This is a genomic window from Streptomyces hilarionis (assembly GCF_024539675.1).
Lineage (GTDB): Bacteria > Actinomycetota > Actinomycetes > Streptomycetales > Streptomycetaceae > Streptomyces > Streptomyces hilarionis.
The window spans coordinates 1-13,561 of record NZ_JAHHIT010000047.1 but is presented as its reverse complement, the minus strand read 5'-3'; the positions used below and the strand labels follow the sequence as shown (position 1 = coordinate 13,561).

General features: G+C 74.7%; 5 protein-coding genes. 4 read left to right on the top strand and 1 reads right to left on the bottom strand.

The features are described from left to right. Positions 1-79: 79 nt before the first annotated feature. Genes KMS84_RS11340 through KMS84_RS11325 form a run of 4 tightly spaced genes read left to right on the top strand, consistent with a single transcriptional unit; the run spans position 80 to position 10,420 of the window. Positions 80-481: an acyl carrier protein gene (locus tag KMS84_RS11340; RefSeq protein ID WP_256916018.1), complete on the top strand. Its 402-nt coding sequence runs from the start codon at positions 80-82 to the stop codon at positions 479-481. Continuing rightward, positions 478-6,927 (top strand): type I polyketide synthase, encoded by a 6,450-nt coding sequence (locus KMS84_RS11335; protein WP_256916017.1) that lies wholly within the window; start codon positions 478-480, stop codon positions 6,925-6,927. The genes KMS84_RS11340 and KMS84_RS11335 overlap by 4 nt, the downstream gene beginning before the upstream one ends. A gap of 14 nt (positions 6,928-6,941) precedes the next feature. Then, positions 6,942-8,816 (top strand): beta-ketoacyl [acyl carrier protein] synthase domain-containing protein, encoded by a 1,875-nt coding sequence (locus tag KMS84_RS11330; protein WP_256916016.1) that lies wholly within the window; start codon positions 6,942-6,944, stop codon positions 8,814-8,816. A gap of 32 nt (positions 8,817-8,848) precedes the next feature. After that, positions 8,849-10,420 (top strand): fatty acid--CoA ligase, encoded by a 1,572-nt coding sequence (locus KMS84_RS11325; protein ID WP_256916015.1) that lies wholly within the window; start codon positions 8,849-8,851, stop codon positions 10,418-10,420. Between the two features lie 94 nt (positions 10,421-10,514). Here KMS84_RS11325 and KMS84_RS11320 read toward each other — a convergent pair. Further along, the coding region (locus KMS84_RS11320) for an amidohydrolase family protein (protein ID WP_256916014.1) at positions 10,515-13,561 on the bottom strand (3,047 nt) is incomplete at its 5' end.

The window sequence follows — 13,561 nt, the reverse complement described above, 5'->3', positions numbered from 1 at the left end:
TGAACTTGGCGCGCCGATCCTTCCATCCGTGAGTGACCGCGGTCAACAGACACAGAAAACCATCCAGCCAAGGAGCGGCATGACTTCGCGTACACCCTGGATTCAGGAATTGTCAGACACTCCGCCTTCCGAACGCCGGGCGCTCCTCGAATCGCTGGTCGTCGCGGAGTTCAAACGGGAACTGATGATGGACGAGACGGAGGAGATGCCTCTCGGGGTGAGTTACTTCGAACTCGGACTCACCTCCCTCGGGGCCGTCGACACCCGGCGCCGGCTCGAGGGGGAGCTCGGCCGCACCCTCGACGCGGCCTTCCTGTTCAACCACCCCACGGTCGGCGACCTCGTCGCCTTCCTGACCGCCGAGGTGCTGCCCGACCTCTTCTCCGCAGGTCCGCCCACCCCCGAGGCGCCCCAGGACGCAGGAGTGCCCACCTCCGCGAAGCACCTGGTCAACGACATCCTCAAGGAGCTCTACCAGTGACCGACACGGCCTCGTCGCGCACCGACGCCCTGCTGAAGGACCTGCTTCTGGAGAAGTACGAGCCGATCGCCGTCATCGGGCTGGGCATCCGCTTCCCCGGGGACAACGACACTCCCGAGGAATTCTCCGCATTCCTCAGGGAAGGCCGGGCGGGAACCGGACCCGTGCCCGCGGACCGCTGGGACATGGACGCCCTTCAGGCAGCCGAGAAAGAGGCCGGAAGAAGCCCCCTCGCGGCCGGCGGGGGATTCGTCTCCGGAGCGGACGAATTCGACTCGAAGTTCTTCAACATATCGCCCAAGGAAGCCGACTTCATGGACCCCCAGCACCGCTGGGCCCTGGAATCGGCCTGGCGCGCCATGGAATCCGCCCACCTGGACCCGGCGGCCCTGCGCGGCAGGAACGGCGGCGTCTACCTGGGCGTCGGACAGATGGACTTCGCGATCGACGTCGAGGCCCTGGACCCGGTCGACCTCGACGCGCACGTCGCCGCGGGCACCGCGCACAGCGCCGCCGCCGGACGCCTGTCCTACTTCCTCGGCTGGCGCGGCCCCTGCATCAGCGTCGACACCGCCTGCTCCGCCTCGCTCGTGGCCCTGCACCTCGCCGCCCAGGGACTGCGCCGGCGCGAGTGCGACATCGCCCTGGCGGGCGGCGTGAACGCGACCCACCACCCGCGCAACCACATCGTCTACTCCCGCGCCGGCATGCTGTCGCCCGACGGCCGCTGCAAGACCTTCGACGACTCCGCCGACGGCTACAGCCGCAGCGAGGGCTCCGGCATGGTCGTCCTCAAGCGGCTCTCGGACGCCCGGCGCGACGGCGACACCGTGCTCGCGCTGCTGCGCGGCTCCTCGGTCCGCCAGGACGGCGAGAGCGGCGGCCTCACCGTCCCCAACGGCACCGCCCAGGTCGCCCTGATGCGCGACGCGCTGGCCTCGGCCAACCTGGAGCCCGAGGACATCCAGTACGTCGAGGCGCACGGCACCGGCACGTCCCTCGGCGACCCCATCGAGATGGGGTCCGTCAACACCGTCTTCGCCGAGTCGCGCGCGCACGGCGCCCCGCTGCCCGTCGGCTCGGTGAAGACCAACATCGGCCACATGGAGGCCGCCGCGGGCATCGGCGGCGTCGCCAAGGTCCTCCTCCAGCTCCAGGAAGGCGTGATCTACCCGCACATCAACCTGGAGACGCCCTCGCGCCACATCCCCTGGGACCGCTACCGGGTGACCGTCCCCACCGAACTGCGCGACTGGCGCGCCGACGGCCCCCGGCGCGCCCTGGTCAACTCCTTCGGCTTCGCCGGCACCATCGCGTCCGTCGTCCTGGAGCAGGCGCCGCCCGCCCGCGCGTCCGAGGCGGCCCCGGACGACGGCACCGCCGTCTTCGCCCTGTCGGCGAAGGACCACGCAGGACTGCGCGCCCAGGCCGCCGCCCACCTACGCTTCCTCGACGCGCACCCCGGCCTCGCCGTCCCCGACTACTGCCGCAGCTCCACCCTCGGCCGGGCTCACCTGCCCGCACGGCTCGCCGGGCCCGTCTCCTCGCGGGAGGACCTGGTGCGGCTGCTCGACCGGCAGCTCGCGGACGACGGCGACGGCGGCGAGGCCCGCTTCACCGAGGCCGCCTTCCTGTTCTCCGGACAGGGCGCCCAGTACGCCGGGATGGGGCGCGGACTGTACGAGCGCCATCCCGTCTTCCGCCGTCACCTCGACGCCTGCGACCGGCTCTTCGCCGCCCACCTCGGCCGCTCCGTCAAGGACGTCATGTTCGGCGACGCGCCCGACGGCGACCGCGACCTCGACCGGACCCTCTACACCCAGCCCGCCCTGTTCAGCCTGGAGTACGCGACCGCCCGGCTCTGGATGTCCTGGGGGATCCGCCCGGGCGTCCTGCTCGGCCACAGCGTCGGGGAGATCGCCGCGGCCGCCATCGCGGGCCTGTTCTCGCTGGAGGACGCCGTCCGGCTGGTCGCCGTACGCGCCCGCCTCATGCAGTCCGTCACGGCGCCCGGGGGCATGGCCGCCGTCTTCGCCCCCGCCGAGGAGGTGGCCCCGCTCCTGGAGCGCCACCCCGACGCCGGCTTCGCCGCCGTCAACTCCCCGCGCCAGTGCGTGATCTCCGGCGGACGCGACTCCCTCGCCGCCCTCGTCGGCGCCCTGCGCGAACGCGGCGTCGACGTCAGGGACCTGCCGGTGTCGCACGCGTTCCACTCCCCGCTGATGGCCGAGGTCGCCGACGCCTTCCGGGACGCGATCGCGGACATCGCCTTCCACGAACCGCGGCTGAGCTTCGTCTCCAACCTCACCGGAGAGGTCGCCACCCTCGCCGACGCGGGCACGCCCGAGTACTGGGTACGCCACATCCTGGAGCCCGTCGACTTCGCCGCCGGCATGCGCCGGGTCCAGGCCCGCGGCCCCCACGTCTTCGTCGAGGTCGGCCCGTCCGGCGCGCTCACCGCGCTGGGCCGGCACAACGGCGACCCCGACGCCCACGTGTGGGTGTCCAGCATGGCGAAGTCCGATGCCGGCGCCGCCACGATCGCCGCCGCCGTCGCCCGCTGCTACCAGGCGGGTCTCCCCGTCTCCTGGACGGGCTACCACGCCGGGCGCGGCGGACGGCACGTGCCGCTGCCCGGCTACGTCTTCGCCAAGAAGCGCCACCCGCTGCCCTCCACCCGCGTCCGCGCCGCCCTCGCCGGCCGCACGTCCGGGCCGGCCCGCCATCCGCTGCTGGGCCGCGACGTCACCGCCGAGGACCGTCGCGCGGCGGGGGAGCGCGAGTTCAGCGCGTCGACGGCCCCCCACTCCCCGGCCTACCTCGCCGACCACGTCGTCATGGGCCAGGCGGTGTTCCCCGGCGCGGGATACGTCGAGATCGTGCTGGCACTCCAGGACGCGGTGCACGGTGAGACCGGCCGGCCGGTGCGCGACCTGCGCATCCACGAGCCCCTGTTCCTGCGCGAGGGCGAGCCGACGGAGATCCGCACCCGGCTGCGCCCGCACGGGGACGCCGACGGGCCCGCCGCCGTCGAGATCGTCAGCCGCGTCGACGGCCGCGACGGCGTGATCGAACGCGTCCACGCCACCGCCGTCCTCGACGGCGCGCCCGGCGGCCCGGCCGCGCTCGGCGACGTCGTGGACCGCCTGCGCAAGACGGCCGCGGCCCACGACGCCCCCCGGGCCCGCCTGAGCGGCGAGGAGCTGTACGAGCGGTACGCCGGACTGGGGCTGCCCTACGGCCCGGAGTTCCGGCGCGTCCTGAGCGTCGACCGGTACGCCGACGGCTTCGCGACCGGCGAGCTGCGCGGCCTCGACACGCCGACCGTCGAACATCTGCGGGCCTCGGTCCTCGACTGCGCGATGCAGACCCTCGGCGCGGCCGTCGACCTGGACGGCACCTATCTGCCCGTCGGCTTCGACGCGGTCGAACTGCTCAAGCGTCCCAAGGGCGACCTGCACGTCCTCGTCCAGGTGGACCTCCGCCCCGGCGGCGAACTCAGCGCCGACGTCGTCGCCCTGGAGGGCGCCCGGACGGTCTTCGCCGTCAAGGGCGTCCGCCTCAAGCGCGTCGCCGACGCCCCGGCCGACCCGGCCGAGCGCATGCTGCTGCGCCCCCGCTGGCTCAAGCGCTCCCTGCCCGCCGCCCGCACCGGCGCCCAGGACCGCCGTGTCCTGGTGGTCCGGCCGGGCGACGGCCTCCCCGGCGACCTGCCCGACCGGCTCGCCGGCACGGGCGTCCACGCCCTGCACGCCCCCGACGCCGTCGCCGCCGCCGCGCTGCTGGCCGCGGACGAGGCCGTCACGGACCTGTGCTGGTTCTGGACGCCCGAGCCCGCGCTGCGCGGCGAGGAGCGGCTGCGGACCGAGACCGAGCGCAACTACCGCGACCTGCTCGCCCTGGTGGCGGCCGCGGCCGACGGCCCGGCCGCGGGGCGCGACCTGCGGATGCTGCTCGTGACCGAACGGGCCCAGTGGCTGCCCGGCGACGTCGTGGACGACGCGGCCCAGGACGGCGACGCCCTCGCCGCCGCCACCCTGTGGGGCTTCGGCGCGGCCCTGGTCCACGAGCATCCCGCGCTGCGGACCGTGCTGCTCGACCTCGACGGGCCCGATCTCCAGCCCCTCGCCGACGAGTTGCTCGCCGCGGACGCCTCCGCCGGCGAGCACCGGATCGCCTACCGGTCCGGCGTGCGCCACGTGCTGCGGCTCTCCGCGCCGCCCGCCGGCGGCCGCGACGACGTCAACACGGAACTCACGATCACCGAGTACGGCCAGTTCTCCGCCGTCCGGCCGGTGCCCGTCGAGGACCGGCCGCCCACCGGCGACGAGGTCACCGTCCAGGTCCACGCCGCCGGACTGAACTTCAAGGACGTCCTCAACGCGCTCGGCATGCTCCGCCGGCACGCGCTGGACCACGGCATCGCGCACGAGCCCCTCCCGCTCGGCTTCGAGGCGTCCGGCACCGTCGTCGAGGCGGGACCCGACGCGGCGTTCCGGCCCGGCGACGAGGTGGTGCTCAGCCGCATCGGCTGCATGCGGCGCCGGGTCACGGTCCCGTCCACCGTCGTCGTGCGCAAACCCGCCGGCCTCACCTTCACCGAGGCCGCCGCACTGCCCGCCGCGTACGTCACGGCCTTCCACGCCCTGCACGACCTCGCGGGCCTCACGGCGGGCGACCGGGTCCTGATCCACGCGGCGGCGGGCGGCGTCGGCCAGGCGGCCGTCCAGCTCGCCCGGCTCGCCGGCGCCGAGGTGTACGCCACCGCCAGCCCCCGCAAGTGGCCCCTGCTGCGCTCCCAGGGCGTCGAGCACCTCATGAACTCCCGCACCCTCGACTTCGCCGACGAGGTGCTCGCGGCCACCGGCGGCCGGGGCGTCGACGTCGTCCTCAACAGCCTCAACAAGGACTACATCCCGGCAGGACTGCGCTGCCTCGCCGAAGGCGGCCGGTTCGTCGAACTCGGCAAGATCGGCGTCTGGTCGCCCGAGGAGATGAGCGCCCGGCGACCCGACGTCGGGTACCACAACTTCGACCTCAGCGAGCTGCCCGCCGACGAGCTCGACCGCCTCAACCACGACATCCTGCGCACGGTCGCCGACCACATCGAGGCCGGCCGGCTCACCGCCCTGCCCGTGGTCGGCTACTCCCTCGACGAGGTGGAGGAGGCGTTCGGCGTCCTGAGCCGGGGCGCCAACCTCGGCAAGATCGTGCTGGAGTTCCGCGACGAACGCGACCTGCCCGCCCGCCCGGTGCGCATCGACGCGGGCGAGACGTACCTCGTCACCGGCGGCCTCGGCGCGCTCGGCCTGGCCTCCGCGCGCAAGCTGGTGCGGCAGGGCGCCCGCCGTGTCGCACTGGTCAGCCGCCGCGCCGTCGACGAGCGGCGCCGGGCCGAGATCGCCGCCGGACTCGGCGAGGGCGTCGAGGTGGAGATCCACCAGGGGGACGTCGCCGACGCGGCCGACGTCGAACGGATCGTCGGCGCCCTCGCCGGGGGCGAGTCCCCGCTCGGCGGCGTCGTGCACGCCGCGGGCGTCCTCGCCGACGCCCCGCTCGCGGCCCAGACCTGGGAGACCATGGCCGCCGTCCTGCGCGCCAAGGTCCACGGCTCCTGGCTGCTGCACCGCGCGCTGGCCGACGTGCCCACGGTCCGGTTCTTCGTCGGCTACTCGTCGATCGCCTCGGTGCTCGGCTCCGCCGGCCAGGCCAACTACGCGGCGGGCAACGCCTACCTGGACGCCCTCATGCGGCACCGGGCCGCCGCCGGACTGCCCGGACTCAGCGTCAACTGGGGCCCCTGGGCCCGGATCGGCATGGCCGCCTCCCTCACCGGCCGCCAGATCGCCGGCATCGAGGCCCGCGGCCTGAAGTTCGTCACGCCCGACGCCGCGCTGAACGCGCTGTTCGCCGCGCTCGCCCGGCCGTACGCCCAGGCCGTCGCGGGCGAGTTCGACTGGGACGCCTACACGGGCGCCCTGGCGTCCCCGGACGCCCTTGTCGCCGGCCTGCGTTCGGGCCGGGACACCGCGCCCGGCCGGGCCGGCGTGGACGTCGAGGAACTGCTCGGCCGGCCGAAGCCCGACCGCGAGGCCGCGCTGCGCGCCCTGCTGCGCGGCCGGATCGCGGACGTGCTGCGGTACGACTCGCCCGAGGAGATCGATTTCGACGCCCGGTTCGTGGACCTCGGCCTCGACTCGCTCGGCTCGGTGGAGCTGAAGAACGCCCTGGAGACCGTGCTCGGCGTCCCGCTGCCCGCCTCCGCCCTCTTCGACCACCCCGCCGTGCGCCCGCTGGCCGTGTTCCTCGACGAGCAGCTCGTGCCCGCCGGGACCGAGGACGCACCGGCCGCACCGCCGCGGGAGGACCCCGGCGAGGACGTCCGCGCGCTGACCGACGCCGAGGCGGACGACGAACTCGACGCGCTGCGCGAGATGTTCCGGTGACGGGCGGCCCGAGGGTGACGAGCTACATCGACCACCTGGAGACCCTGTCGAGGAAGCAGCTCATGGTGATGCTGGCCCGCCAGCACCACGAGCGGACCCAGCCCGTCGCCGTCGTCGGCATGGGCTGCCGGCTGCCCGGCGGCCTCGACGACCCCGACGAGCTGTGGAACGCGCTGCGCGAAGGGCGGGTCCTGCCCACCGAGTCGGCCGGCGTGCCCGAGGACAGCCTGGGCCGGCCGCGCTGGAACCTCGCCGCACCGGACCTCGCCCCGCTTGCCGGCCGGCTGCGCCAGGGCGCCTACCTGACGGACGTGGACCTCTTCGACGCCGACCGGTTCGGCATCGGCGCGCAGGAGGCCCGCGACATGGACCCCCAGCAGCGCCTCCTCCTGGAGGTCGCCGCCCAGGCCCTCGCGGACGCCAACCTCTCCCGGCAGCGGCTGCGTGGCCGCACCACCGGCGTGTACGCGGTGGCCGGACCGGTGGAGTACCCGCACGCCTGGCTGCGCGGCGGGCGCCCCGGCGACGGCCTGTCCGCGCACATGAGCACGGGCTCCTCGCCCAGCGCCTTCAGCGGCCGCATCGCGCTGTCGCTGGGGCTCGACGGTCCGGCCGTCACCGTCGACACCGCCTCCTCCTCCATGCTGACGGCCGTGCACCTGGCGGTGCGGGCGCTGCGCGCCCGCGAGTGCGACATCGCCCTCGTCGGCACCTGCAACCTGCTGCTCTCCCCGTTCGGCACGGGCATCCTCGACCGGGCCGGGATGCTGTCGCCGACCGGCCGCAGCAGGCCCTTCACCCGGCATGCCGACGGACACGTGCGCGGCGAGGGCTGCGGGGTCGTCGTCCTGAAGCGGTACGCGGACGCGATCGCCGACGGGGACCGGCCGTACGCGCTCGTGCGCGGCAGCGCCGTCCACGCCCAGGGCGACCGGCCCGGCATCTCGGTGGCGCCGGCGCGCGGTCAGCGGACCGTGATCGAGCGGGCGCTCCAGGACGCCGACGTCGCTCCCGAGGACGTCCAGTACGTCGAGGCCCAGGCCAACGGCTCGCGGATCGGCGGCCAGATCGAGGCCGAGGCCCTGGCCGACGCGTACGCACGGCGTTCGCCCGACGCGCCGCCGCTGTACGTCGGCTCCTGCAAGGCGAACCTCGGCTACCTCGAAACCGCCTCCGGCGCGCCCGGGTTGATGAAGACGGTGCTGGCGCTCGCCCACGCGGAGATCCCGCCGCAACCCGGCGAGGACGAGCCGGACCCGGACATCCCGTGGGGCCGGACCGCGCTGCGGCTCGCCGCGAAACCGCAGCCCTGGCCCACACGGGGCAGGCGGCGGGCGGCCGTCAGCGGGTTCGGGTTCTGCGGCACCCTCGCGCACGTCGTGCTGGAGAGCGTCCCCGAGCGCCCGGCCGCCGCGGAGTCCGGACCCGCCGGGACCGGCGAGGGCGCGGGCCCCTGGCCGCTGCTGCTGTCGGCGCACACCGCCGAGGCGCTGGCCCGCACGGCCGCCCGGCTGCACCGGCATCTGCGGCGCCGGGCCGACTGGACCCCGGCCGCCGTCTGCCGGACCCTCGCCGAGGGCCGCGACCACCTTGCCGCCCGGTACGCGGCCGTCGTCCACGACCGCGCCGGCCTCCTCGCCGCCCTGGAGCGCGCCGCCGCGGCCGGGCAGGAACCCGGGCTCGACGACGCCCACGACGCCCACGACGCCGACGGCGCGCCCGGCCGCGCCGCCGACGCCGTCCGGCACGCCCGGCGCCACATCGCCGGAGAAGCCCCCGCCACCGACGAGTGGTGGACCGCCGAGGCCCCGCGACCGGACCTGCTCCACCTCCCCGGCCCCGCGCTCGTCGGGCGACGCCACTGGCCCGACCACCACAACTGGATCTGAGCCCCCGCCTCCTACGGACAGGACATCCCTTCATGCACTACCCGAACCTCAGGACCGCCGTCGACACGGTGGCGTTTCACGCCACGCACCACCCCCGGCGCACCGCCCTGAGCTGCGAGGGCCGCAGCGTCACCTACGAGCAGCTGCACCGGGAGAGCAACCGCACGGCCCGGTCCCTGCTGGCGGCCGGCGCCGGACGGGGCTCCCGCGTCGCCTTCCTGGGCAAGGAGTCCGAGCACTACTACGAGATCTTCTTCGCCTGCGCCAAGACCGGAGCGGTGCTCGTCCCGATCAACTGGCGGCTCACCCCCGCCGAGGTGGAGCACATCCTGCGCGACTCCGGCGCCGAGCTCCTCTTCGTGGAACAGGAGTACGCCGAGACCGCCGCCCGCATCCGCGAGGAGCTCCCCGCCCGGCCCACGCTCGTCCGGCTGGACGACGGCGACGACCGGGGCGCGGGACTGCGGGAGTGGAAGGCGGACCGGCCCGACGACGACCTCGCGGCGCGGGCCCACCCCGACGACCCGGTCACCCAGATCTACACCAGCGGCACCACGGGCCTGCCCAAGGGCGTCGTCCTCGCCCACCGCAGCTTCTTCGCGATCCGCGACCTGCTCGCGGAACACGGCCTCGACTGGATCGACTGGTTCCCGCAGGACGTCAGCCTGATCTGCATCCCCGGCTTCCACGTGGCGGGCATCTGGTGGGCCATGCAGGCCTTCAACGCGGGCGTGACCAACGTGGCCATGCGCATGTTCGCCGCGCACGACGCCGTCCGGCTGATCCGCGAGCACGGCGTCACCACCACCTGCGCCGTGCCGGCGATGCTCCAGATGATGGTGTCCGAGGCCGGCGTCGGCCCCGCCGACTTCGCCTCGCTGCGCAAGGTCACCTACGGCGGCTCCCCGATCTCCGAGACGCTGATGCTCCAGTGCATGCGGATCCTGGGCTGCGACCTGGGCCAGCTGTACGGGCTCACCGAGAGCGGCAACACCGCGCTGTGCCTGCCGCCCGCGGACCACCGCGCCGGCAGCCCGCGACTGCGCGCCGCGGGCCGCCCGTACCCCGGCGTCGAGGTGCAGGTGGTCTGCGAGGACGGCGACCCCCTCCCGTCCGGCGCCATCGGGGAGATCTGTCTGCGCACGCCCGCGGTGATGGTGGAGTACTGGGGCATGCAGGAGGCGACGCGGGAGACCCTCGCCGACGGCTGGCTGCACACCGGGGACGCCGGATACCTCGACGAGGACGGCTACGTCTACGTGTGCGACCGCCTCAAGGACACCGTCATCGTCGCCGGCGAGAACGTCTACCCGGCCGAGGTGGAGAACGCCCTGGCCACCCATCCGGCGGTGGCCGAGGCGGCCGTCATCGGGGTGCCCGACGACCGCTGGGGCGAGGTCGTGCGCGCCTTCGTCGTGCTGCGGGCGGGGATGTCGGCGAGCCCGCGCGAGCTGAAGCTCCACCTCCAGGGGCGGCTCGCCGACTTCAAGTCCCCGAGCGGCTACGAATTCATCGAGCGCGTCCCCCGCAATCCCAGCGGGAAGATCCTCAGACGGGAACTCCGCAAGGAATTCTGGGCCGGCCGGGAGCGGCAGGTGAACTGATGACGCGCGGGTAATTCCCGCGGAACCGGGAAAACGGGAACCGGGACCGGCCGAAGCCGGTCCCGGACCTTTCCGTGCGCGGATCCGGGGGAATTCAGCGCGAGCGGCAGCAGCCCTGGTGCCGCCATTCCGCCTCGTGCCAGTAATGCGCGGCGTCGTCACGGGCGCTGGGCGCCGCGGGCCGGACCGTGTTGAGCGCGGCGCCGCCCGGGGCCGCGCCGCGGGCGGCGGCGGACGGACGGAACGGTGCGAGCAGCTCGGGCACGTCGTGGGGACGACCGCCCACCACGACCGTGCGCACCGCCGCGGCCGCGCGGATGTCGGCGAGCGGGTCGCCCGCGACGGCCACCAGGTCGGCGAGGGCGCCCGGGGCAACCTGCCCCAGCCGGCCGCCGAGGCCGAGCGCCCGGGCCGCGTTGCCGGTGGCCGTCCGCAGCGCCTCGCGCGGGGTGAAGCCGTACTTCACCAGGATCCGCAGGTTCTGGTGGATGCTGATCCCGATGTCGTCCAGGGCCGAGTCCGTGCCGGCGACGACCAGCCCGCCGGCCCGGTGCACCCGCAGCAGCATGTCGCAGTCCCCGACCGTCCAGGCGTGGTTGAGCCGGGTGTCCGCGCTGTCCGACGCCGCGTCGTCCGCCTTGCGCACCAGCCGCGCGTACTCCCAGTCGGGGTACAGCACCCGGGTGCGTTCGTCCTCGACGAGCGAGCGGTCCTCGACGAACAGCTCGGAGGCGAACAGCGTCGTCGTGGAGATCCACATGCCGCTCGCCGCCAGCAGGTCCACCGAGTCCTGGAACGTCCGCCCGGCGGCGAAGCTCAGCGTCCGCGAGTATCCGAGGCGGTTGCCGCCCCCGGTGTGCTCCATGCCGTCCAGGCCGGTGCGCGCCGCCGGGTAGAGGTAGTGCGAGGTCACCGGGATGCCGGCGGCGTGGCCGCGCGCCACGACCTCCCGCTCGTACTCCAACGGCAGCCGGATGTACGACTTCAGCAGGTCGTAGCGCAGGGCGAGGGCCCGTCGCAGGTCCCGGTCCAGCTGGTCGCGGGAGAAGACCGGCCGCATGACGCGGTGGCGCCCGCGGGTTCCCTCCAGTCCCTCGCCGGACCCGAAGTAGCGCGGCCCGACCCGGGCCCCGGAGGCCAGCGCCTCGCGCGTCTCGACCATCTGGTACGCCGGGTCGCCGGGGGTACGGCTGGTGGTGACGCCGTACGCGAGCCAGGCGCGGCCCTGCCGGTCGCCCCACTGGGGGCCGCGCCAGTGCCAGTGGTTGTGGGTGTCGATCAGACCGGGCATGACGGTGAGCCGCGAGGCGTCCACGACCCGGTCGCCGCGCGCGCCGCCCCGGCGCACGACCTCCTCGATCCGGCCGTCACGCAGCACGACGTCCGCGTCGTGCCGCAGGGTCGCGGACGTCCCGTCCCACACCGCTCCCGCGCGCACGACGGTCCGTCCGGCGGGGGCCGGGCGGCGGGTCCAGGTCAGCCGGGTCGGCAGGGTGCGCGCCGACCCGCCGTCGAGGCCGACCATGCGCAGCCGGCCCAGAGACAGGTAGAGCAGCGCGCCGCAGCGCGTTCCCACGGACAGCGAGTCGGCGACGTCCTCGGTGATCCGCACCGGCTCGCCGGTGATCCGGCCCGTCGCGTCCACCGGGACCTTCCACGCCTGGCTCTCGATGCCGACGACGAGATGCGTGCCGTCGGGCGTCCACAGCGGGCCGTCGCCGCTGCGGGTGGAGACCGAGCGGCCGGGCGCCACGCTCTGGTAGCGCAGTTCGTGGGTGGTCAGGTCGACGGTGAGGATCTGGTTCACGCCGTTGACGCTGCGCCGGGAGTAGGGGGCGGCCGCGGCGAGGGCGAGGACCCGGCCGTCGGGCGACCAGGCGGGCGGCCCCGGCTGGTACAGCGCGGGGACGACCTGGGTGACGGAGCCGTCGGCCAGGGTCAGCACCCAGGTGGCGCCGCTCTCGTCCTGGTAGGCGATCCGGGAGCCGTCCGGGGACCAGCGCGGCGAGAGCTGGGCGTTGGGCAGGTCGGTGAGCCGCTCGGACGTGCCCGCGGCGACGTCGTGGCGCCACAGGTTCGCCGTGCCGGCCCGGTCGCTGACGTAGACGAGGGACCGGCCGTCGGGCGCCCAGTCGGGGGCGGAGTTGAAGTAGCCGTCCGCGACGATCCTGACGGGCCGCTCCGCGCCGGTGCGCAGCCACAGCGCGTTCAGCGCCCGGAAGGCGATCTTGCGCCCGTCGGGGGAGAGCGCGGGGTCGGCGATGCCCAGCACGTCCTGGGGGCCGCCCCCGGTGAGGTCCGGTCCCTTCCGCCTGCCGTGGTCGACCCGGCGCACCTCGACCGAGGCGGTGAACGGGACGACGCCGCGCCCGCCGCCGTCGAGCCGGCGCCGGCATATCTTGCCGTCGGCCGTGTAGAGCAGCTCGTCGGCCGACAGCCAGACCGGTGCGAGCGGGAAGACGTCCTCGTCCTCGGACACCACCCGGTCGTCCACCATGAGCTCGGCGCGTGCGCCGGTGACCCGGACGTACGCGATCCGCCGGCCGTCGGGGGCGAAGGACGGCGCGTACAGGGCGGCGTCCGCGGGGCCGGTGAGCAGCGTCCGCGTCGCCCCCGACCCGAGGTCGACGGCCTCGATCGAGCCGTACTCGGCGACGTAGGCCACCTGGCGCCCGTCGGGGGACCAGGTGGGCATGGCGAGGTCGCGGTCCTTCCCGGTGATCGCCCGGCGGGCGCCCGTCGCGACGTCGAGGACCTCGATCCGGGCGGCGTTGTCGCGGTCCGAGGCGAACGCGACCGAGCGGCCGTCCGGCGAGAACTCGGGCTCCAGGTCGTACCCGGCGCCGCTGGTCAGCGGGCGGGCCCCGGTCCCGTCGACGCCGATGCGCCACAGGTCGTACGTCCCCTCGCGAAACGACTGGAACACCAGGCTGCGCCCGTCCGGCGCCCAGTGCGGCTGCGTCGCGTCCAGAGCGTCGTCGGTGAGCCGGCGTGCCGTGCCGCCCGCCCGCGGTAACAGCCAGATCGCGTTGAGGGCGTCCAGGGCGAGCGTCGTGCCGTCCGGCGACAGCGCGACGCACAGGTTGGCGCTCTCGTGGGTGTCGACGCGGACGAGACCCTCCCCGGCCGCCCCCTCGGCCC

Excerpts from the sequence above, each read along its gene's own strand:
- KMS84_RS11340 (WP_256916018.1), top strand. The coding sequence starts at position 80 with ATGACTTCGCGTACACCCTGGATTCAGGAATTGTCAGACACTCCGCCT.
- KMS84_RS11325 (WP_256916015.1), top strand. The coding sequence starts at position 8,849 with ATGCACTACCCGAACCTCAGGACCGCCGTCGACACGGTGGCGTTTCAC.